Here is a 19,377-nt window from a genome sequence, read left to right on the forward strand (position 1 = left end):
CAGGAACTCGGCTCCCGGGAGAGCACGGCATAAGCCGTCCAACCATCGCGCAGGGAAGGCCGAGTGATTGGCTACACCTGTATGCTGCTGTGCGGTTTCCTTGCGCTACATTTTCGCGCAGCGGACCGCGGGTGCCAGCCGGCACCCGGCCTTCCCTGCGCCCTCTTGGACAAGAGGGTGAAGCGACGAAGCAAAGCTCGGGCGGAATCAGCCGCGAGAATGCGAAGCTGCGCGGTTCGCCATCACGCATGCCGAACTACAGTCGCAACCAGGAGGACGAGGACCGCGAAAACGACAATCTCCATGGCATGCGAACGATTGGCCGACGACGGAGGTTCCCCGATTTCACGAGCAATGCCGAGCAGGAGTCCGCAAGGTCGCGCACAGCAGGCCCAAGACATCGCCAAGCTGGCAGTGGCCAGGCAGCGAAATTATAAGATCATTAACAATGTTGAATCCCTGGCCGGAGCGATTGCCCTACCGTGAACCTTTCCGCCGGGGCTTTCCATGATCGATACCGCGACCAAGGCGTTGTTGCGCACCGTTCTGGACGAGGTGTGTGAAGCTGTTCCACGCTGTGAGATCGGCGCCAGGACTCGCGTAGCCTCGAAGCTTCTGGAGACTGCAAGCAGGGGCGACATCTCTGCGGATCGTCTCAAACTAGCGGCCCGCAATGCCCTTTCAGAAGTCCCGACGATGTGATGATGGTCATGTGGGGGCAGGGGTGAATTTCCACGTGACGGTCCTCAAGATCCTGGTGAGCTACCCGGATGGGTTCGCCGCCATGGAGGATCTCAAGCGGGATATGGCCATTCTGGCGACCAGCGGTCGCGACTGGACCGAGCGCACCCGGCGGCTCGCCGGGCGGGTGCCGGGGCTGGACATCTTTTCGCAAGGGCTGATCGACCGGACAAATGGCGGGTGGCGCATCACGGCCAAGGGCCGCGCCGTGCTCGGTCTGATGGAAGCTCGTCCAGACCAAGCGCCGATTGCCACCCAACAACCTCCCTCAGAACCAGAGCTTGGCCCGGCGGTCTCGCGGCACATTCCGGCGGAGAGGATCCGAGGACGACTCGCCGCGCGCCGTCGCCGACGCAATGCCCGCATGCAGGCTCGGGCGTCCTAGCGAGGAACGAGCGTCGCTCCCGAAGCTTGAGCAAACGCCTTGTGATGGAAGACGCTCATGCAAAGTTCCGACGCCACCTTGTCGACGGCCCGTTTGTCGCGAGCGACGGACGATATCTGGGTCGTGGACGATGCCCCGATCAGCGCTGCCGGTCTGAAACTTCCGGTGCGCATGACCGTCATTCGGCTCTCGAACGGCGATCTCGTGCTGCATTCGCCGGTGAGATATTCGCCGGCTCTCCGTGGTGAGCTGGAGCGGCTAGGGACCATAAGGTACTTGCTCGCGCCGAATATCGCGCACTGGATGTTCCTGTCCGACTGGCAGAGAGAGCTGCCACAGGCGACGACTTTCGCGGCGCGCGGCCTTTCGGCGCGTCGGCAAGTTCGAGCAGCACGGATCCACATCGACCGCGAGCTTGGAGAGGCGACGCCTGCGGAATGGAGGGCCGACCTCGAAGCCGTCTCGGTGAACGCTCCGATGTTCTCCGAGATCGAGCTGTTCGACAAGCGCAGCCGGACACTGATCCTGACGGATCTGGTGCAAAATCTCGATCCCAATGATCTCAGCGCGTCAAACGAGGCCGCGGCAAACCTCCTCGGCATTTCCAAGCCAAACGGAACGGCGCCGGTCTATCTCCGACTGCTGCTGCGCCTCGGCGGCCGTTCCGTGCGGTCGGCAGCCGAGCGGCTCATACGGCTGTCGCCGGAGCGGGTGATCTTCGCGCATGGCGACTGGTTCGAAGCGGACGGAACCGAGCGTCTCCGGCGATCCCTGCACTGGCTGCTTCCGGCGGGCGGCTCCGGATCCGAGCCGCGGCAAATGACTGGCACGCGCGTCGTCATAACCGGTGCCTCGAGCGGAATCGGGCGTGCTGCGGCGCTGGCCTTCGCCGGAAAGGGCGCAAGCGTGGTCCTGGCGGCACGCCGTGCCGAAGTCCTGACGAGCCTCGCTGCAGAATGCGAGGCGCTCGGAGGCCGCGCATTGGCAATCCCGACCGATGTCACCGATGCCGAGGCGGTGCAGCGGCTGGCCCGAGAGGCGGAAGACGCGCTCGGTGGCATCGACGTCTGGATCAACAACGCCGGCACCGGCGTTTTCGGGGCTTATCAAGACGCGGATATCGCACTTCATCGCCGAACGATCGAGGTCAATCTCCTCGGCACGATGCATGGCGCTTTCGCGGTGCTTCCGATCTTCCTGCGCCAGAACCGCGGTATCTTGATCAACAACATCTCGCTCGGCGGCTGGGCTCCGACGCCTTTTGCTGCGGCCTACACAGCGAGCAAATTCGGCCTTCGGGGCTTCACCGCGAGCCTGCGTCAGGAGCTCAGGGCTCATCGCAACATCCATGTCTGCGGCGTCTTCCCGGCCATGGTCGACACGCCGGGCTTCGTCCACGGCGCCAACATGTCCGGCCGGACGCTCGATCCCGGTCCGCTGCTGTATCAGGCGGAGGACGTTGCCGAGACGTTCGTGAGCCTCGTCCGCGCACCCCAAGATGAGGTCGCCGTGGGCTGGCCGGCGCGTGCCGGCCAAATTGCCTACGCGATGGCTCCGCAGATTACCGAGAACATCCTGGGGGTAGCCTTCCGCTACCTGCTGTCGCGCGCGCGCCCGGCGAAGAGCAGCGAGGGCACCATGATCGAAGCTGGTCCGCAGGGCACGTCAATCGATGGCGGTTGGCTGTCACGCAAGCAGCTCCCACCTGCCGGGGTCATCAGTCAGGGGCTCGCGGCGCTGGGACTAGCTGCGGGCGTGGCTCTCCTGGCTTCAGCAGTTGCGCGTCGCGCTGGCAGATCGGGACAAGGCGTCGCCAAGCACAAGCATGTCCTGCCGAGGCAGATCACGGCAGCGCGTAGGCCCGCACGTAATCGCCGAGTTTAGTTCCGAACGAGCCGTGGCCGCCATCGACCGTGACGATATATTGCTTGCCGTTGGCCTCATAGGTCATCGGCGTCGACTGGCCGCCGGCAGGAAGGCGGTCCTGCCAAAGCCGTCTGCCATCGCGAACGTCGAACGCGCGGATGTAGTCATCCATCGTTCCCGTGATGAAGACGACGCCGCCCGCGGTGACGATCGGACCGCCCAGCATGGGAACGCCGAGCTTGAATGGCAGCGGCAGCGGGGCCTGATCGCGGATCGTGCCGATGCGATGCTGCCAGACCACCTTGTGCGACTTGAGATCGATCGCGGCGATGTTGCCCCATGGCGGGGCAAGGCAGGGGATGCCGAGCGGTGAGAGGAAAATGCCGAGGTCGACGCCATAGGGGGCGCCGTACATCGGCTGCACGCCGAGCTCGGTTCCCGGCGGATGCGCCGCGTTCGGCGCTGCCGGATTGTCTTTCCCGCGCGGCACGAGACGCGAGACGAAGGGAATCGATTGAGGGTTCGCGATCGCGATCTGGCGTTGCGGATCGACGGCAATGCCGCCCCATTCGAACATGCCGAAGTCTCCTGGAAACACCAGCGTGCCTTGTTCAGACGGCGGCGTGAACGGCCCCTCATAGCGCAGGCGCTTGAACTTGATCCGGCAGGCGAGTTGGTCGAACATCGTGCTGCCCCACATCTGCGCGTCGGTCAGCATGCCGGGCGGGCGAAAGCTCAACTCCGAGAAGGGCTGGGTCGGCGACAGCCGGTCTCCCTTCGCGGCGCCCTGCGGCACCGGCTTCTCCGGTGCGGGCACCAGCTGACGCCCGTCGCGGCGGTCGAGCACGAAGATGTCGCCGGTCTTTGCCGGGATGTAGATCGCAGGCGTCACGCCGCCGTTAAGGCGCAAATCGACCAGGCTGGGCTGCGACGGCATATCCATGTCCCAGAGATCGTGGTGCACGTTCTGGAACGACCAACGCAGTTTCCCGGTCATGAGATCGAGGGCAATCAATGCCGAATCGTAGCGCTCGTTCTCGGGCGAACGGCCGCCGCCCCAAATATCCGGAGAACTCGAGCCGAGCGGCACATAGACCAGTCCGAGCTTCTCGTCGACCGCGGAAATGCTCCACGAATTGGGTGAGCCGGCCGTGAAATGATGCGAGGCCGAGGGCATCTCGTTCGGATCGGAATTGCCGGCATCGAATGCCCAGATCAGCCGTCCTGAATAGATGTCGAAGCCGCGGATCACGCCCGACGGCACGCGATCGGAATAGTTGTCGATCACCGCTCCGCCGACGATCAGCAACTTGTCCGTGACGACGGGCGGCGAGGTGCCCTCGTAGAAGCCGAGTGTCTGGATCTCGCTGCCCTGCTTGAGATCGATCTGTCCCTGATTGCCAAAATCCTGGCAAGGCACGCCGCTCTGCGCATCGAGCGCGAACATCCGTCCGTCGTTGGTCGGTATGAAAATGCGCCCCGCACAATCGCTCGGGGCCGGCGTGCCGTCGGCAGTTATCGCGCCGGGTTTGGTCGCGTGATAGGACACGCCGCGGCAGGTCATGTGCTGGAAGGCCTTGTTGTGCTGCACCTGCGGATCGAACTTCCAGCGCAGTTTTCCGGTCGCGGCTTCGAGCGCGAACACGATCTGGTGCGGCGAGCAGGTGTAGAGCAGATCGCCCACCTTGAGCGGCGTCGCCTGGTTGGTGATCTCGTCGGGATCGTCCGGGCCCTTGTGATCGCCGGTGCGGAATTCCCAGGCGAGCTTGAGGTCCTTGACGTTGTCCTTGGTGATCTGGCTCAGCGACGAGAAGCGCGTACCGAAGCCGCTGCCGCCGTAGGCCGTCCAGTTCTGGCCGGCAGCGGGCTGCTCCGGTTCGGGAGACGCAATGGCCCCCGTTGTTTCGCCCTCAGGTATCGTGCCGGCAAGATCGCGGCGATCGCTCGTCAGGGACATGCCGACGACGATGGCTGCGGCGACCAACACAAGGCCAAGCGCCCATCGCGCTGCGCGCAAGCGAGGCGCCAGGCGGGAGGCAATGAAGGGCAGCATCAGCCACAGGCCAAGCGGCACGAGTACGTCGCCGCGCGGCGCCAGCGACCAGAAATCGAGGCCGGCCTCCCAGATCGCCCAAGCCATCGTTCCGGCCAGCAGCGCGGCATAAACCCAGAGCGCCTCGGCGCGGCGGCGCCCGAGCAGCCAGCTCGTGAGCAGAAGCATGATGCCCGCGATCAGATAGTAGGCGGAGCCACCGAGGGCCTCGAGCCAGGCACCGCCAGCCAGGAGGCCCAGTCCCATGATAGCGACGAGCACAATGGTGATGGCCAGCAATGGCGCGTCACGGAGCCAATTCATTGAACGATGCATGGGAGGCATGATGGTCACTTCAGCGTATAGAGAAACGCCGCGATGTCCCGCGCGTCCTTCTGCGGGATGCCCATTCTCGGCATGGCATTGCCCGGCAACGCCCGCTGTGGATCCTCGATCCAATCAGCCATGTTGTCCGGCGAGTTCTGGATGTAGCCGGCGATGTAGGTCCGCGTGCCGATCCGATGCAAGGGTGGGCCGACATTGCCTTCGGCGCCGGCAATGCCGGGAATATCGTGACAGCCGCCGCAGTGATACTGCTTGACGAGGTCGGCGCCACGACGCGCGTCGCCGGTGAAGTTGTCCGGGCCCGCAGCCTTGCAGGCGGCGCCTGTGGTAGCCAGCAGCGCGGTGACTAGCAATCTCGTGATCGGATTTGCCATCGCTGCTTCCCGGCGATCAGGGCTTCTGGCCGAAATTGAAAGACTTGGTGGCAGACCAGGGATCGGTCGTCGAGACCTGCTCGCTCGGGACTTGCTCGACTTCGGGCGAAGGCAGATTCGCGGAAAAGGTTCGGCCCCATTGGTGGCTCGGCTCGTTGCTGATCTTGCCGATATAGGTGACGAGATCCCAGATCACGCTGTCGGGCAGCACGCCGCCCCAGGCCGGCATTCCGTTGGGCCGCCCTTGGTAGATCGAGAGAAAGATGTTCTCGGGCTGCGAGCCGTAAGTAAAGTTGTTGTTGCTCAGCGCCGGTCCCATGCCGCCGCCGCCATTGGGTGCGTGGCAGCCGACGCAGTTGAAGTTGACGTAGTAGGTCATCCCGCGCTGCTCCGCATTGGGATCGCCCTGCACGGGGTTCTTGATCTGCGGCGGGTCCGGCTGCGCGCCGGGATGGAGGTGACTGACCGGGACCTGCATGAAGACGCCGGGCCTGCCATTGCCGACGCTGCCACCGAAGTTCGGGTGCGGAGACAGCGTCGGCATCTGCGCCTCCTGCGACTGCGGCAAAGTCTGCTGGGCCAGCCCCGCGCCATTCGGCAGGACCGCCAGCAGTAGTGATAGGGCGCTTGCGCGCAGCACTGGAGCAGACATCACTCATGTCCTCCCGATACCATAGCCGGTTGGTCCACCAGCGGAACGCCGTAACTGAGCAGCAGCGAAGTGATCTCGGACCGGTGCTCGTCGATGAATGCATTCAGTCGGTCGCGCAAGGCGTCGTCGCCTTTGCGCACGCCCATCGCGATGGCGAACTGGAACTGCTGAGGTGCAAAGCGCTCGTAATCCCGGATCGGCATGACCGTCAGGGGGACGAGAGAGCGCTGGGCGAAATATCCGCCGAGCGGACCCCAGGCTGCGGCGACATCGAGGCTGCCGCTTTCGACGGCTTCGATCAGGCGCGCCGGGGGATTGGCCTCGCGATAATCTCCGTAGATCGAGTAGCCGCGGACGTTGTCGACGATGCCCTGTTCGCCGAGCGCCTGCGCCGGCGGGGGATTGTTGCCGTCATCGCCGATCAGATGCACGCCGATTGCGAGGTGATGCAAGCGTGGGTCGAGCAGGGACGAAAGCTCGAGGTGCTGGTCCTGCCGCGTGACGAACACGTAGCTCGAGCGATAATACGGCTTCGTCGTCTCGACGAGATCATAGCCGGACGGCACGCCCATGACGACGTCGCATTTGCCGGCTTTCAGCGTGTTACGGATGAAGCCGCGGCGCTGCGCCCACCAGGTGTAGGAGACCTGCAGGCCGAAATGCTCGGCCACCATGGCCGCGAGCCTGTTCTCGAATCCTGCTTCGGCGCTGTTCGAGAAAGGCAGATTGTTGGGATCGGCACAGACGCGAAGCTCGCGATCCGACGCTGCCGCCGCCGTGGTTGCAAGCCCGACCAGAAAACCAAGAGCGATGCCGGGATAACTATTTCGAAGGCGCATGGCTGGTGTCCTCACCATTCGCGCCGCCGAGTTTGAAGACCAGCAGCTCACTCCCGCCCGCGGTGTAGAACGGCAAATCCTGGGTCGCACCGACAAAACCGAGCGCGCCGTTGCGCACCCGCGGATCGACCTCGGCGTTGGCCACCACACCCGGCCAGCCGCCGACGCCCGACAGGATCGCGATGTATTGCTGTCCGTCGGAGCCGCGATAGGAGATCGGCTGGCCAATGAATCCGGAGCCGGCGCGGAATTGCCAGAGGACATGCCCGTCCTTGGCATCCACGGCCTTGAACAGCCGATCCATGGTGCCGTAGAACGCGACGTCGCCTGCCGTAACCAGCGCGCCGCTCCAGACCGGCAGCTTCTCGTGGATCTCCCAGACCTTCTTGCGCGCGACGGGATCCCACGCCATGAATTCGCCGCGGTGGCCGCCGGGGCCGGCATACATGTCGACATCGGCGCCCACATAAGGTGTGCCTGCGATATAGCCGACCTGCGATGCCTTGAAGTTCATGCAAAGATGCTGATGCGGCACGTAGAGCAGCTTGGTGCGGGGCGACCAGGCGGTTGGCTGCCAGTCCTTGGCGCCCGGCGCGGCCGGGCAGATGTTCTCGACGGTCTTGCCGGCGAGCGGCGTCTTCTCCTCGTTGGGGATGATCTTGCCGGTCTTGAGATCGACGCCGTTATAGGCATTGACGAATTCAAACGCGTCCGCCGAGATGACTTCGCCGGTCGCCCGATCCATCACGTACATATAGCCGTTGCGGCCCGGGTGGATCAGCACCTTGCGCGGCTGTCCATTCAGTTCGAGATCGACGAGCACATTCTCGTTGATCTCGTCGTGGTCGAACAGGTCGTGCGGGTTGATCTGGTAAGCCCATTTGGCGCGGCCGGTGTCGGGGTCGCGGGCAAAGATTGTGGTGCTCCAGAGATTGTCGCCGCTGCGCTGGTTGGCGTTCCATGGGCTCGGATTGGCTGTGCCGTAGTAGATCAGATTGAGTTCGGCATCGTAGGAGATCCATCCCCACATCGTGCCGCCGCCGACCTGCCAGCGGTCGGCCGGCCACGTCTTCACGCCGAGATCCTTGCCCTTGAGACTGTCGTAGAACGGCTTGAAGTCGTCGCCGATCAGCACGTCCTTGTCCGGGCCCGTGGCGTAGGCGCGCCACGCAATGGCCCCGGTGTTTTCATCGAGCGCGGTGACCCAGCCGCGCACGCCCATCTCGCCGCCGCTGTTGCCGACGAGCACCTTGCCCTTGACCACGACGGGAGCCATCGTGATGGTCTCGCCCTTGTTGATCTCCCCGAGCTTCGTATGCCACAGCTCCTTGCCGGTCTTGGCGTCGATCGCGACCGTGTGGTTATCAAGCGTGTTGAGGAAGACCTTGCCGTTGTCGAAGGCGAGTCCGCGATTGACGACGTCGCAGCAGGCAACGCCCGCGGCAGCGGGCTCCGGCTTCGGTGCGTAGGACCATTTCAATTCACCCGTCGTGGCATCGAGTGCGAACACACGGTTGGGGTAGGGGCCGGCATAGGGGCCGACCACATACATGGTGCCGTCCACCACGAGCGGCGCCGCCTCCTGGCCGCGATCGGCACCGACCGAGAACGTCCATGCAAGCTGCAGCCGCGATGCATTGGAGGCGTTGATCTGATCAAGGTTGCTATAGCGGGTGTTGGCGTAGTCGCGCGCCGCCATCGGCCACTGGCCGGGATCTTTCATGCGGCTGGCCAGATCGCTCTGTGCCGAGGCGGACGACAGCAACGCGCAGGACGCGCAAAGGGCACAAAGGAAGCCTGGAAGTCGGCCCAGCAAACGCGTGAGACCACGCACTAACATATGTAAAGATCCCCACGGCAGTGATGAGGCCGTGCGCCGTTGCAGGCCGGTTTACGAACCTACAAACGTTCCGACTTCGCTTGGTTCCAAAGAGGTGAGACCGACGACGAGCTATCTCACGACGTTGCCGGACACGCCGGCGCCGAGGTCAACTGCGATCTGATCTTCCTTGCCGTTACACTTGGGGTGGCCAAATCCAGACGGACTTTTGCCGTCGGGTCCGATGTCATAGATGATTGCGTCTTTCATGTTGGGGCTGACGCCGGCCGGCACGCGGTCGAGCCCGAGCTGGTGACGCACGCGCCAGGCCACGTTGTGATCGGCGCAGGAGCTGTCGCCGCTGACGCCCAGCGCGCCCGTGATGCCGTTGCCGTCATAGAGCGCCAGCCCTCCCCCGAACACGATCGTGCCGCCGATCGGCTTGCCCACCATTGGATCGCTGGCCGTGCCGAAGCTGTCCGGAGATCCGGCGTACAAGGCTTCCGGGAACGGCGGGTTGCCGAGTGCCGCGCCGAATAGGAACCCGCCGGGCTGCGCCCCGGCATAGAGATTGGCCGTCGCCATCGCCTTGTCCTTTAGGCTGAACGCATTCGCCGTATTGGCCTTCTCGGCCGCGATGGCCCGGCTGCCGAGCCACTGGTCGTCGACCTTGCCGCCGCTATAGGCAACTGCGCAGACGATGCCCTGCCGATTGACGACGGCAGCCCACTCGTTGTTGTCGAGACCTCCGTTGCTTGGGCCGCCGCCCGGCTTGACACTCTTCTTGAGGATATCGGCGAGCTTGTCATGATCGACCGGGCACGACATCCCTGGCTGGGGTTGGTCCTGCGCGTTCAAGACTGCAGGCATCAAGAGTGCTGCGGTGAAGATAGCCGTTAGCACCATGACGGATCGTTTTTCCATGTGGCCTCCGTGGAGTGTCGCAGTCGGCAGGCGAACGTTCGAACAGAAGTTGCGGTTCCTATGTAGCGTCGCTCAGCCCGGATGTTGAAGGGAGCGGCAGGCGGGAATGACCGCCGTTCGCAGTCAGCCAGCGGTGAGCAAAGAACAACGCGGCGCCGGTATAGAGTAGGCCCATGGGCACCCACATCAGGATGCCGGCGAGCTGCTGGTCCTCGAGTGCCGAGAGGCCGAACTCGCCGGCGAGGGTGCCCTGGCTTGGGATCCAGAGCCGCGGCGACACGGTCAGCAGAGCCCCAAGCACGCCGGAATGCAGAATGGTAATGAACAGGCAAGCGACAGCGATGCCATCCCGAATCCGGTTGCTGCGGCCCTGTCCGCGGCCATGCAGCAGCACCCACCAGAACAACAGCGCAGTCGCAAAGAAGCTGATGTGCTGGAGACGATGGATCGCCGTATTCTCAAGCGCCCGTGCATATAACGGCGGTGCGTGCCAGATCCAGAGCGCTGCGCCGTGCAGGATCGTCGCGCTCATGGGGTGGCTCACAAGCTGCCACGGCCACGCCAATATCGGCAGATCGAGCATGCGGCCTGCCGCCGGGCGAAGCCGGGCCGGCAGGCTCCACAGCAGAGGACCATTGATCCGGGCGAACGCCATCAGCGGTGCCGCGACCACCATCAGCAGTTCGTGCTCGACCATGTGCGCGGTGAACAGACGCTCGCCGAGCCAGTGCAGCGGCGAGGTCACGGCAAGTGCGGCCACCAGCCATCCGGTCCAGAACGCGGCCACCTGGCGGAAGCTGACGCCACGGCCACCACCTGCATGATGCCAGAGCCGCTGCGTTCCGACATAGAAGCCGATACCGACGGCATAGAGCGGGGCCATGAGCCAGGGATCGTAGCTCCACAGCGAACCGGGATCGACATCCGATAGTCCGTGCGCATCGGCCGGCGCCGCGAGCAGCGCGAGCAGCGCGAGCAGCAGTGCTGCAAAGCTCAGCGCAGGCATGGGCTGATCATGAGCGAGGCGGCGAACTGGTTCGCAATCACCAGCGCAAATAACACGCCGGAGCCGACGCCGAGCCAGGCCATGAACGTTCGTGGTCCGCCACCCCGCGCATCGGCCCATTCAGCCCCCGCGCCGCGCCGAACGGCGCGGGCCGAAATGACAGTGCCTGCCAGCGCGACGACAGCCAGAACCGCGCTCATGATCGCGCCGCTGAGCCTGGTCTGTTCGCAGGAGAAGTGCGCGAGCACGTAGACGCCCTGCAAATTGATACCCCACGCGATGGGCCCGAGCGCAACGCCGGCCCAATAAAGCAGTCTGGAATGTCGATCGGCTGCGGTCATAGGCGTGGCACCCAATCGAGCAAGACATAGAGCGGCAGCCAGGCGAGCACGACGAAGTTCCAATAGAACACGTTGTCGGTCACGTCGCTGAACCGGCGCGGTTTCGCATGGCGCGTGAACATCAATACCGCCAGCACGACCGTGTCGCCGACATCGGTGGCAAGGTGGGTCGTGTGCAGCCCCAGAATGAGCCAAACAATGGAGCCGTAAGCTGAATTGTCCCAGCGGGTGTTGAGATGCGCGAACTCGAAGCCGCGCAGCACCAGCAGGGCAATGCCGATCAGGGCCATCACGATGAGTCCGGTCCGCACCTTCGCGAGATCCTGCCGGTGTGCGGCGCGGTTGGTGATCTCGTTCGGGATGATGCTCAGCAGATAGACCACGACTTCGGCTGTGCCTGGCCAGAGATCGGGCGGCGAGGCGCCGATCGGCCAAGTTGGGTTGACGGCGTAGAGATAGAGATAGGAACCGATGGCAATGGCAAAGCCCATGCCCTCCAGCGCCATGAAGCCCATGGCGCCCCACCACGGTCCGCTGCGCGGGCCATAGCCGTAAGTCGGCAGTTCAGCGACATTGCGGACGATGGTCTGTCTCACTCCTCGTCCTCCTTGCTGCCGCTCGGCCAGAACCAGCCGACCAACGTCACGGCCATCGGTGGTGTGCCCCAGAGCACGGCCCAGGGCGTGAAGATCGAGCCGATGAAGAACACTGTCGTCGCGATAGCTGTGAGCAGCGGCCAGATGCTGGGTTCGGGCGAAGCCTCCCGGATCTGCGGCTCAGCTTCCGCGAGCGAGGTCAGCAGGACCTCGCGCCGCTCGGCGCTCAGACCCGCGACCACGGGCAGGCTCTCGCTATCGGCCCACAGCGGATCGCGGTGCTTGACCACCGGAATGCGGTCGAAATTCTGCGGCGGGGGCGGCGATGACGTCGCCCATTCCAGCGTTGAGGCATCCCAAGGATTGTCGCCTGCAAGCGCACCTTTGCGAAGGCTGTAGATCACGTTGACCAAAAGCAACGCGAAGCTGAGCGCGAAAATGAGAGCACCACCGCTGGACACGAGATTCAGGTGCGCCCAGTCCATGTCGGCGGTGTAGGTGTAGACCCGGCGCGGCATTCCGATCAGCCCGAGGATGTGCATCGGGAAGAAGGCGACGTTGAAGCCGACGAAGGCGAGCCAGAAATTCCAGCGCCCGAGTCGCTCGCTGAGCATGCGGCCGGCGATCTTGGGAAACCAGTAGTAGACCGCGCCGACCAGCGGGAACACAGCGCCGCCGATCAGGACATAATGGAAGTGGGCGACGACGAAATAGGTGTCGTGCACCTGGGTGTCGATCGGGACCGAGGCGACCATGACGCCGGACAGCCCGCCTAGCACGAAGATCACGATGAAGCCGATCACGAACAACAGCGGGGTCCGGTAGACCGGACGCCCGTCCCAGAGCGTTGCCAGCCAGCAGAAGATCTGCAGCCCGCTCGGCACCGCGATCAGCATACTGGAGGCTGTGAACAGGGCCGCGCCGAGTTGGGGCAGGCCCGTGACGAACATGTGGTGGACCCAGAGACCGAACGACAGGAAGCCGGTCGCGATCAACGAGAGGATCACCACGGGATAGCCGATCACCGGCCGTCGTGCGAACGTCGCGAGGATCGCCGAGACCATTCCCGTGCCCGGGATGAAGATGATGTAGACCTCGGGATGGCCGAAGAACCAGAACAGATGCTGCCAGAGCAGGGGATGTCCGCCCGAGGAGGAATCATAGAAGCGCGTGTTGACGAGGCGATCCAGGATCAGTGACGTCGATGCGACCATGATCGAGGGCATCGCGAACATCACAAGGAAGCTCGTCACCAGCATGGCCCAGACGAACAGGGGAATGCGGTCGAGCGTCATGCCGGGCGCGCGGAGCTTGAACACGGTCACGATGATTTCCACGGAGACGGCGAGCGCCGCGACCTCGGTGAAGGTGATCATTTGCGCCCAGACATCCGGGCGCTTTGTCGGCGTAAATTGCAGCGAGGAGAGCGGGACATAGGCAAACCAGCCAACGTCCGGGCCGACATTCAGCGCAAAGGAAATCCAGAGAAAGCAGCCGCCGAACAGAAACATCCAATAGCTGAAGGCGTTCAGTCGCGGAAAGGCGATGTTCCGCGTGCCGACCATCAACGGCACCAGATAAACGGCGAACGCCTCCATGACCGGCACGGCGAACAGGAACATCATCGTCGAGCCGTGCATCGTGAAGACCTGATTGTACTTGTCGGCGGAGAGAAACGTCTTCTCCGGCCCGGCCAGCTGAATGCGCATCAGGACCGCGAGGAGGCCGCCGAGGAGCAGGAATACGAACGCCGTGATGATGTAGCGGCGGCCGACCACCTTGTGGTCGACCGACGTCAGCGCGCCCATCCAGCCGGACGGCGTGCGCCACACTTTCTCCAGCTGTGTGGAAAGTCGAAGGCCGTTCAGGACGTCGTCCCGCAACTCATTTGGTTCAGCGGCGATGCTCACTTGAGCTGCTCCAGATAATGAATGATGGCGATCATTTCATCCGATTGCAGCGGCATCCTCGGCATGAGATTGCCGGGCTTGATGTGCTGGGGATCGGCGATCCAGGCGCCGAGCGTGGCCGAATTATTCGGCAACGTTCCCGCCGCGATGGTCGTGCGGCTGCCGATATGCGTGAGATCCGGGCCGAGCTGCCCGCCGGCCAGCGTGCCGCTAATGTTGTGGCACAAGGCGCATCCGCGCGCCCGGAACAGAGCCTCGCCCTGCTTGCCGAGCGGATCGGCAGGGCTGTTGGCGCTCTGGTTTTCATGGTCACGCCAGCGGCCGAACTCGTCGGGTGACATCGCGATCACGGCAAATGCCATGTGGGCGTGCTGGATCCCGCAGAACTCGGCGCATTGCCCGCGATAGATGCCCGCGTTCTTCGCCGTGAATTGCAGCTCGTTCTTCTGCCCGGGGATCAAGTCCATCTTGCCGGTCAGGCTGGGCACCCAGAAACTGTGGATCACGTCGGCCGATTCCAGTTCCAGTCTCACCGGCTCGCCAGTGGGGATTCGAATCTCGTTGGCCGTCACGAAACTCTGGTGCGGACTGTCGGCCTCATAGCGGACCTCCCACCACCATTGGTGGCCGATGATCTTGAGGATGTGGGCTTTCTCGTCCTTGGCAAAGACGGTACGTTGTCCGGCATAGCTCACGAAGGAGAGACCGAGCACGACGGCGGTGGTCGCAATCCCAAGCGCGAGGATGACGCGCCCGGAGCGTTCCTCGAAGGCTTGGTGAAGGTCAAGCGGCCGATCAGCCGAACGTTTTCGCCGCATCATTCCGATGCAGAGCGCGATCACGACGGCGGTCCAGACGACCGCCGACACAGCGAGGAAGATGAACAGCGTGTGCAAGATCTGGCCGGATTGCAGCCCTTGCGGATCGAGCGCCGATTGCCGGCCCGCACACGCCGTGAGCGGCCAGATCGTGCACAACACCAGAACCCTTCGCACCCAGACCTGCATTGACGCCTTGTCGCACTCCGCTTCACAGGCGGAACCGGGCAGGCCTACAAAGGTTCCTATCCGCTAATCGGAGCGATGGGCCGAAGAGGGATGTCCGACATCAATCATCGGGCTAGAATGGCCAGCCCTTCACGGCGATCACGATCGCCGCATCGCCAGCGGCCATCAGCAACAGGACGGCGAGACTGGCGATGATTGCGCCCGGCTGGGCAAGCACGCGCAACTCTCCGAGCATGTGTCGGCTCCAAAAAGCAGCAATGCCGCGATGACCCTGAGGGTTCCTGCGGACACGCCGGGCGTTGACGTGCGAGCGCCGGAACGAAGGCCCGAGATCGCGCGTTCCTGCGACGAATTGAGGGTTCACGTGCCGCGCTATCATTTTGATCTGGTCGACTCCGAGACCGTCGCGGACGAGGGAGGAGCTGAATTGCCCGACGACATCGTGGCGCTGGACGTTGCCGAGGAGATCGCGAAGAGGCTCCTTGCGGAGCGTCCCGAACTCAGGAATCGTCATTTTTCCATCCTGGTCACGAACCAGCAGGGTGAGGAGATCGGGAAAGTGCCACTGGATGTCCTGCACTGAAGTCGCGGCCTGACATGGCGTTGAGGATCGGAGTGATCTCGGATACGCACGGCCTTCTCAGACCTGAGGCCGGACGCCGTCTTGCAGGGGTGTCGCATATCCTCCACGCTGGTGATATCGGCGCGCCGGAGGTTCTGGAGAGGCTTTGCCTAATAGCGCCCGTCACCGCCATCAGGGGAAACGTCGATGTCGGCAGTTGGGCGAGGCGCTATCCCGAAACCGAAACAGTGCACCTCGGCGCTCGTTGTTTCTACCTCCTTCACGATCTCAAGGCGCTCGCCATCGACCCCGCGGCAACCGGTGTGAACGTGGTGATATCAGGACATTCGCATCGGGTGCAGGTCAACACGATCAACGGAGTGCTTTTCCTGAATCCTGGAAGCGCCGGTCCAAGGCGATTCAAGCTGCCGATCACGCTGGCAACGCTCGATCTCGATGAGGGCGGCGACCTGCGGCCCACCATCCATGAGCTCGACGCGTGAACGAGGCGCATGCGTAGCAGCTAGTGGGTATTCGACTTTTGCCATCGCTCCAGATCAATCGGGGGACGCTTTGGGTCGATCTGCTCCTTCTCGGGATTTCCCTGCCAAGGCTGGTCCGTCTGCCGGTGGGTTGGCAAATCCGTCTGCTGTCGCGGATCGTCGACCGGTGTTTCTCTCGGGTCGTTTTCAGGCGCTTTCGCTTTCGGCATAACTTGTCCTCTCTGCGATCTGTCGGTGTGGTGGCACGCGATCAACGTACGCCAGCGATCCCGCCATCATCAGCTTCCGGGTGCCGTCCTTCTCCGTTTCCCGCGATAGAGCCTGGACCATGAACAAAAAGCCTTCCGTATGAACTGCGGGGTCAACACGGGCAGGAATCGTTCGTTCCTACGGGCATGCATCAGCATCGATCAGGAACGACCGCCGCCCCATCTCATTGCCAGCGCATGAGGTCGCGAGACCGAAACAAGGAGCATGCAATGTCCAAATTGCCCCCCATACCGCCAGAGCAGCGCAGCGACAAGGGACCCGGATCTGATCCCAGGATCGAGACGGATGAAAGAGTCCCCGACCCCGAGAACTTCGACACCCAGGGTCGTCACGGCAACATCAAGCAGAACACGACAAACCAAGGCTACCAGCAGGACCGATGAATGCCACACAAGAACTCAGACAGTGAACGCTTCGGTGGTCCGGGCTCCTCGCGGCAGGATCGCAAGCACCCCGAAAAGGGAGGTCGCGAGCATGAGCGCCCTGCGCCCGGAACGGCTACCAACGACCGCAAATCACACGTCTCGGGAGGCGGTGGTGAGCGCGATCAACATCACACGCACGACGATCGTGAGAGGAGCTGAGCAATGGCTAAGACAACTTCGAGCTTGATGCTGATCGCGTTCCTGGCGACCGCGTCGATAGGGGCCGCCTCGGCGCAGAGTGGCGGTGGCGGCGGTTCGGGAGGATCGGGCGGAGCAAGCGCGAGCAGCACGAGCGGTGGCACCGGCGGTGCCACAAGCCCTGGGTCGGCAGGCCTTGGGTCTGCAGGAGCTACAAACCAGACGGGCGGTGCATCGCCCAGCCTGGGCAATCCAGGCGACGCGGCCGCGGCTTCGCGTGGCACGACGGCTACCGGCACGAACACCGCTGGAACGGCCCAATCGAGCGGTGGCGGGCCGCGAGGATCGACCACCGTCGGGCGGGCCGGCAATCCCGCAGGGGGGACCAGCAGCGGACGGATTGACGGAACTGCGACACCCGGTCCGTCGATGCCGGGCGACGCCGAAATACGCTCGGAGAACTCTCAGGATTCCCACGTCGATCGAAAGATCAAGAGCATCTGCAAAGGCTGTTAGATCGGCGATCAGGACGCCGGGTTTTCCGGCGTCCAATCGAGGTCGTCCTCGCTTCGAGGTTCGGGGTCGGGCGAGCAGGGCTTGATCTTCAGGTCATCCTCGAGCCTGGGCTGACCCCCGCCGCTTTCGACCAGACCGGCGTCTTCGGCCTTTTTCAGGGTTTCCTCTTTGGTTGAAAACGTCCGGCTCAGTTTTTCGCCGTCCTTGAACAGGGCATACGCCATATTGGCTCCTCGCGATTGGAATCATCGAAGACTTTGACGTGGGCGGACACACACGGCCACCGTCGCTCCTTTGTCGCTTGGTGAAGCTCTAGCCGACTTCCCTGAGATTGCTCAGGATCGCCAGGTGACGCTGAATGATCGGCGGCGACATCTATGCGACCTGCTGTTCGCCGGGGTGCCATCTGATCGCAAATACGACGTGGAATCTCCAATGTTGGATTCACAAGACGCTGCGACCGTTTCGAACGTTCCTATCGCCGCCGTAAGCAGCCGGGCGATGCTCCACCTGATGTCGGCATCCTGGCACGAGCCCGCAGGTTAACGCAGGTTATTGGCACGGGAAGTGCGTCATGATCATAGGAACGGCAGCACTGAGGACGGTTTGTCCATCATCCAGATGCCGACCGGCGCACGAGCAAAATCATGCAACACAGAAATTCACGCAGCTTCCCGATTTCCGCGGGCGTCCTTCTCGGGCTTGGTCTGGGCGGGTTTTTTGACGGCATCGTGTTTCATCAGCTGCTGCAATGGCATCATATGTTAAGCGGCTGGTATCCGCTCAACTCCATCGACAACGTCAAGCTCAACACGACCTGGGACGGCATCTTCCACAGCGCGGCCTATGTTGTTGTGCTCCTCGGCCTGTATGTGCTGTGGCAACGGGCGCGCAGGTCTGACATCCACTGGTCGCGCGGCCAGTGTCTCGGCGCGGTGTTGCTCGGTTGGGGCATCTTCAATCTGGTTGAAGGCGTGGTTGACCATGAGGTCTTCAAGCTGCACCAGGTGAATGAGACCGTGCCTCACGAGCAGCGCATCTTCTGGGACATCGGCTTCCTGCTATGGGGTGCGGCCATGTTGGTCATCGGCGCCGCCATGACACGCGCCGGCACGCAAGGGAGGGTCCATGCGGAAAGCAGTCTACAGCCTCGCTAGAGAGACCCCGCCAGCTCTGGTCTATGCCATTTTTATATTGCTGCTGATGCTCGCTACAGCACCGGCCCTTCGCATCGTGCTGTTGGGTGTGTCGCTGGATGATCTTCTGCAACTACGCTGCTTCAATCCCGGCTGATGCGCGGTTATCACGCCTCATGTCTTCCCGGAGGTAACATGGTCGAGTTCAGGCTTCCGAAACACTCCCGCGTCGAAAAGGGAAGGATCTGGCCCAAGCCGGACAGCAAATCGTTGCGCGAATTCCAGGTCTATCGCTGGAATCCCGACGACGGACGCAATCCCCGGCTCGACACCTACTTCGTCGATATGAGCGATTGCGGGCCCATGGTTCTGGATGGTCTGATCTGGATCAAGAACAACATCGACTCCACGCTGACATTCAGGCGGTCCTGCCGCGAAGGCGTGTGCGGCTCCTGCTCGATGAATGTCGCCGGCCAGAACACGCTCGCCTGCACCAAGTCCATGAGCGAGGACGTTCCGAACGGCGAGCCGCTGCGCGTGCTGCCCTTGCCGCATCAGCCAGTGGTCAAGGACCTCGTTCCCGACCTGACGAATTTCTACGCACAGCTCGCATTGATCGAACCTTGGCTGCAAACCGTGTCACCCACACCACCGAAGGAATGGCGACAGAGCCATGAGGATCGGGCCAGGCTCGACGGGCTCTACGAGTGCATCCTCTGCGCCTGCTGCTCGACATCTTGTCCAAGCTACTGGTGGAATTCCGAGCGTTTCCTCGGCCCAGCGGCCCTGATCCAGGCGGCCCGCTGGGTCAATGACAGTCGCGACGAGGCGACGGGCGAGCGCCTCGACAAGCTCGAAGACCCCTTCAGGATTTATCGCTGTCACACCATCCTCAACTGCGCGAAGGCGTGTCCCAAGGGCTTGAATCCGGGCGAAGCCATCTCCGGATTGCGCCTCAAGATGGTCGAACGGAAGTTCTGATCGGGGACG

Annotated in this window: 23 protein-coding genes; 9 read left to right on the forward strand and 14 right to left on the reverse strand. The window is 63.2% G+C overall.

The window, feature by feature from the left end; genetic code table 11:
• Positions 1–507 precede the first annotated feature (507 nt).
• Genes ACFQX9_RS33575 through ACFQX9_RS33585 form a run of 3 tightly spaced genes read left to right on the forward strand, consistent with a single transcriptional unit; the run spans position 508 to position 3,010 of the window.
• Complete coding sequence (locus ACFQX9_RS33575; RefSeq protein ID WP_018460409.1) at positions 508–702, forward strand: hypothetical protein; 195 nt, start codon at positions 508–510, stop codon at positions 700–702.
• A 22-nt stretch (positions 703–724) separates the two neighbouring features.
• Entirely contained in the window at positions 725–1,126 is a 402-nt protein-coding gene (locus ACFQX9_RS33580) for a hypothetical protein (RefSeq protein WP_377791641.1), read from the forward strand.
• Between the two features lie 57 nt (positions 1,127–1,183).
• A complete protein-coding gene (locus ACFQX9_RS33585) occupies positions 1,184–3,010 on the forward strand; it encodes an SDR family oxidoreductase (RefSeq protein WP_377791642.1) in 1,827 nt (608 codons plus the stop codon).
• Here the strand turns inward: ACFQX9_RS33585 and ACFQX9_RS33590 are convergent.
• From ACFQX9_RS33590 to ACFQX9_RS33645, 12 genes are all read right to left on the reverse strand, one after another.
• The gene (locus tag ACFQX9_RS33590; RefSeq protein ID WP_377791643.1) at positions 2,970–5,348 is read right to left on the reverse strand and encodes a glucose/quinate/shikimate family membrane-bound PQQ-dependent dehydrogenase; all 2,379 of its coding nucleotides are present in this window, start codon (positions 5,346–5,348) and stop codon (positions 2,970–2,972) included. The genes ACFQX9_RS33585 and ACFQX9_RS33590 overlap by 41 nt on opposite strands.
• 26 nt (positions 5,349–5,374) lie before the next feature.
• Complete coding sequence (locus ACFQX9_RS33595) at positions 5,375–5,743, reverse strand: cytochrome c family protein (RefSeq protein WP_018460405.1); 369 nt, start codon at positions 5,741–5,743, stop codon at positions 5,375–5,377.
• A gap of 16 nt (positions 5,744–5,759) precedes the next feature.
• Positions 5,760–6,395, reverse strand: a complete 636-nt coding sequence (locus ACFQX9_RS33600; protein ID WP_085383998.1) for a cytochrome c — start codon at positions 6,393–6,395, stop codon at positions 5,760–5,762.
• Entirely contained in the window at positions 6,395–7,234 is an 840-nt protein-coding gene (locus tag ACFQX9_RS33605) for a substrate-binding domain-containing protein (protein WP_085348952.1), read from the reverse strand. The genes ACFQX9_RS33600 and ACFQX9_RS33605 overlap by 1 nt, the downstream gene beginning before the upstream one ends.
• Positions 7,218–9,074 carry a PQQ-dependent dehydrogenase, methanol/ethanol family gene (locus ACFQX9_RS33610; RefSeq protein ID WP_377791644.1) on the reverse strand — a complete coding sequence of 619 codons (1,857 nt, stop codon included), beginning with the start codon at positions 9,072–9,074 and terminating at the stop codon, positions 7,218–7,220. Before ACFQX9_RS33610 ends, ACFQX9_RS33605 begins: the two co-directional genes overlap by 17 nt.
• Before the next feature lie 111 nt (positions 9,075–9,185).
• The gene (locus ACFQX9_RS33615) at positions 9,186–9,977 is read right to left on the reverse strand and encodes a heme-binding protein (protein WP_377791645.1); all 792 of its coding nucleotides are present in this window, start codon (positions 9,975–9,977) and stop codon (positions 9,186–9,188) included.
• Positions 9,978–10,035: 58 nt separating this feature from the next.
• Entirely contained in the window at positions 10,036–10,983 is a 948-nt protein-coding gene (locus tag ACFQX9_RS33620; RefSeq protein ID WP_368507327.1) for a cytochrome c oxidase assembly protein, read from the reverse strand.
• Entirely contained in the window at positions 10,971–11,324 is a 354-nt protein-coding gene (locus ACFQX9_RS33625; protein WP_018460399.1) for a hypothetical protein, read from the reverse strand. The genes ACFQX9_RS33620 and ACFQX9_RS33625 overlap by 13 nt, the downstream gene beginning before the upstream one ends.
• Positions 11,321–11,920 (reverse strand): heme-copper oxidase subunit III, encoded by a 600-nt coding sequence (locus ACFQX9_RS33630; RefSeq protein WP_377791646.1) that lies wholly within the window; start codon positions 11,918–11,920, stop codon positions 11,321–11,323. The genes ACFQX9_RS33625 and ACFQX9_RS33630 overlap by 4 nt, the downstream gene beginning before the upstream one ends.
• Positions 11,917–13,830 (reverse strand): cytochrome c oxidase subunit I, encoded by a 1,914-nt coding sequence (gene ctaD / locus ACFQX9_RS33635; RefSeq protein ID WP_377791647.1) that lies wholly within the window; start codon positions 13,828–13,830, stop codon positions 11,917–11,919. The genes ACFQX9_RS33630 and ctaD overlap by 4 nt, the downstream gene beginning before the upstream one ends.
• On the reverse strand, positions 13,827–14,837 hold the full coding sequence (gene coxB, locus ACFQX9_RS33640) for a cytochrome c oxidase subunit II (protein WP_085348959.1): 1,011 nt from the start codon (positions 14,835–14,837) through the stop codon (positions 13,827–13,829). The genes ctaD and coxB overlap by 4 nt, the downstream gene beginning before the upstream one ends.
• Positions 14,838–14,949: 112 nt before the next feature.
• Entirely contained in the window at positions 14,950–15,072 is a 123-nt protein-coding gene (locus ACFQX9_RS33645) for a hypothetical protein (RefSeq protein ID WP_018460395.1), read from the reverse strand.
• Between the two features lie 30 nt (positions 15,073–15,102).
• Between ACFQX9_RS33645 and ACFQX9_RS33650 the strand changes: the two genes are divergently transcribed.
• Positions 15,103–15,420, forward strand: a complete 318-nt coding sequence (locus ACFQX9_RS33650; RefSeq protein WP_231190486.1) for a DUF6894 family protein — start codon at positions 15,103–15,105, stop codon at positions 15,418–15,420.
• Positions 15,421–15,434: 14 nt separating this feature from the next.
• On the forward strand, positions 15,435–15,902 hold the full coding sequence (locus ACFQX9_RS33655) for a metallophosphoesterase family protein (protein WP_085348960.1): 468 nt from the start codon (positions 15,435–15,437) through the stop codon (positions 15,900–15,902).
• 20 nt (positions 15,903–15,922) lie between these two features.
• Here ACFQX9_RS33655 and ACFQX9_RS33660 read toward each other — a convergent pair whose 3' ends face one another.
• The gene (locus tag ACFQX9_RS33660; RefSeq protein WP_083926604.1) at positions 15,923–16,111 is read right to left on the reverse strand and encodes a hypothetical protein; all 189 of its coding nucleotides are present in this window, start codon (positions 16,109–16,111) and stop codon (positions 15,923–15,925) included.
• Between the two features lie 270 nt (positions 16,112–16,381).
• On the opposite strand from ACFQX9_RS33660, the gene ACFQX9_RS33665 reads away from it, so the two are divergent.
• On the forward strand, positions 16,382–16,555 hold the full coding sequence (locus ACFQX9_RS33665; RefSeq protein WP_377791648.1) for a hypothetical protein: 174 nt from the start codon (positions 16,382–16,384) through the stop codon (positions 16,553–16,555).
• Positions 16,556–17,259: 704 nt separating this feature from the next.
• Here the strand turns inward: ACFQX9_RS33665 and ACFQX9_RS33670 are convergent.
• Positions 17,260–17,475, reverse strand: a complete 216-nt coding sequence (locus ACFQX9_RS33670) for a hypothetical protein (protein WP_018460391.1) — start codon at positions 17,473–17,475, stop codon at positions 17,260–17,262.
• 423 nt (positions 17,476–17,898) lie between these two features.
• On the opposite strand from ACFQX9_RS33670, the gene ACFQX9_RS33675 reads away from it, so the two are divergent.
• Genes ACFQX9_RS33675 through ACFQX9_RS33685 form a run of 3 tightly spaced genes read left to right on the forward strand, consistent with a single transcriptional unit; the run spans position 17,899 to position 19,368 of the window.
• On the forward strand, positions 17,899–18,408 hold the full coding sequence (locus tag ACFQX9_RS33675) for a DUF2243 domain-containing protein (protein ID WP_085348962.1): 510 nt from the start codon (positions 17,899–17,901) through the stop codon (positions 18,406–18,408).
• Positions 18,380–18,544, forward strand: a complete 165-nt coding sequence (locus tag ACFQX9_RS33680; RefSeq protein WP_158091515.1) for a hypothetical protein — start codon at positions 18,380–18,382, stop codon at positions 18,542–18,544. The genes ACFQX9_RS33675 and ACFQX9_RS33680 overlap by 29 nt, the downstream gene beginning before the upstream one ends.
• 38 nt (positions 18,545–18,582) lie before the next feature.
• Complete coding sequence (locus ACFQX9_RS33685; RefSeq protein WP_085348963.1) at positions 18,583–19,368, forward strand: succinate dehydrogenase iron-sulfur subunit; 786 nt, start codon at positions 18,583–18,585, stop codon at positions 19,366–19,368.
• Positions 19,369–19,377 lie beyond the last annotated feature (9 nt).

The sequence above is a fragment of the Bradyrhizobium sp. GCM10028915 genome, assembly GCF_042666195.1.
Classification (GTDB): Bacteria; Pseudomonadota; Alphaproteobacteria; order Rhizobiales; family Xanthobacteraceae; genus Bradyrhizobium; species Bradyrhizobium canariense_D.

Excerpts from the sequence above, each read along its gene's own strand:
- ACFQX9_RS33575 (WP_018460409.1), top strand. The coding sequence starts at position 508 with ATGATCGATACCGCGACCAAGGCGTTGTTGCGCACCGTTCTGGACGAG.
- ACFQX9_RS33585 (WP_377791642.1), top strand. The coding sequence starts at position 1,184 with ATGCAAAGTTCCGACGCCACCTTGTCGACGGCCCGTTTGTCGCGAGCG.
- ACFQX9_RS33590 (WP_377791643.1), bottom strand. The coding sequence starts at position 5,348 with ATGAATTGGCTCCGTGACGCGCCATTGCTGGCCATCACCATTGTGCTC.
- ACFQX9_RS33595 (WP_018460405.1), bottom strand. The coding sequence starts at position 5,743 with ATGGCAAATCCGATCACGAGATTGCTAGTCACCGCGCTGCTGGCTACC.
- ACFQX9_RS33600 (WP_085383998.1), bottom strand. The coding sequence starts at position 6,395 with ATGTCTGCTCCAGTGCTGCGCGCAAGCGCCCTATCACTACTGCTGGCG.
- ACFQX9_RS33605 (WP_085348952.1), bottom strand. The coding sequence starts at position 7,234 with ATGCGCCTTCGAAATAGTTATCCCGGCATCGCTCTTGGTTTTCTGGTC.
- ACFQX9_RS33610 (WP_377791644.1), bottom strand. The coding sequence starts at position 9,074 with ATGTTAGTGCGTGGTCTCACGCGTTTGCTGGGCCGACTTCCAGGCTTC.
- ACFQX9_RS33615 (WP_377791645.1), bottom strand. The coding sequence starts at position 9,977 with ATGGAAAAACGATCCGTCATGGTGCTAACGGCTATCTTCACCGCAGCA.
- ACFQX9_RS33620 (WP_368507327.1), bottom strand. The coding sequence starts at position 10,983 with ATGCCTGCGCTGAGCTTTGCAGCACTGCTGCTCGCGCTGCTCGCGCTG.
- ACFQX9_RS33625 (WP_018460399.1), bottom strand. The coding sequence starts at position 11,324 with ATGACCGCAGCCGATCGACATTCCAGACTGCTTTATTGGGCCGGCGTT.
- coxB (WP_085348959.1), bottom strand. The coding sequence starts at position 14,837 with ATGCAGGTCTGGGTGCGAAGGGTTCTGGTGTTGTGCACGATCTGGCCG.
- ACFQX9_RS33645 (WP_018460395.1), bottom strand. The coding sequence starts at position 15,072 with ATGCTCGGAGAGTTGCGCGTGCTTGCCCAGCCGGGCGCAATCATCGCC.
- ACFQX9_RS33650 (WP_231190486.1), top strand. The coding sequence starts at position 15,103 with ATGACCCTGAGGGTTCCTGCGGACACGCCGGGCGTTGACGTGCGAGCG.
- ACFQX9_RS33655 (WP_085348960.1), top strand. The coding sequence starts at position 15,435 with ATGGCGTTGAGGATCGGAGTGATCTCGGATACGCACGGCCTTCTCAGA.
- ACFQX9_RS33660 (WP_083926604.1), bottom strand. The coding sequence starts at position 16,111 with ATGCCGAAAGCGAAAGCGCCTGAAAACGACCCGAGAGAAACACCGGTC.
- ACFQX9_RS33665 (WP_377791648.1), top strand. The coding sequence starts at position 16,382 with ATGTCCAAATTGCCCCCCATACCGCCAGAGCAGCGCAGCGACAAGGGA.
- ACFQX9_RS33670 (WP_018460391.1), bottom strand. The coding sequence starts at position 17,475 with ATGGCGTATGCCCTGTTCAAGGACGGCGAAAAACTGAGCCGGACGTTT.
- ACFQX9_RS33675 (WP_085348962.1), top strand. The coding sequence starts at position 17,899 with ATGCAACACAGAAATTCACGCAGCTTCCCGATTTCCGCGGGCGTCCTT.
- ACFQX9_RS33680 (WP_158091515.1), top strand. The coding sequence starts at position 18,380 with ATGCGGAAAGCAGTCTACAGCCTCGCTAGAGAGACCCCGCCAGCTCTG.
- ACFQX9_RS33685 (WP_085348963.1), top strand. The coding sequence starts at position 18,583 with ATGGTCGAGTTCAGGCTTCCGAAACACTCCCGCGTCGAAAAGGGAAGG.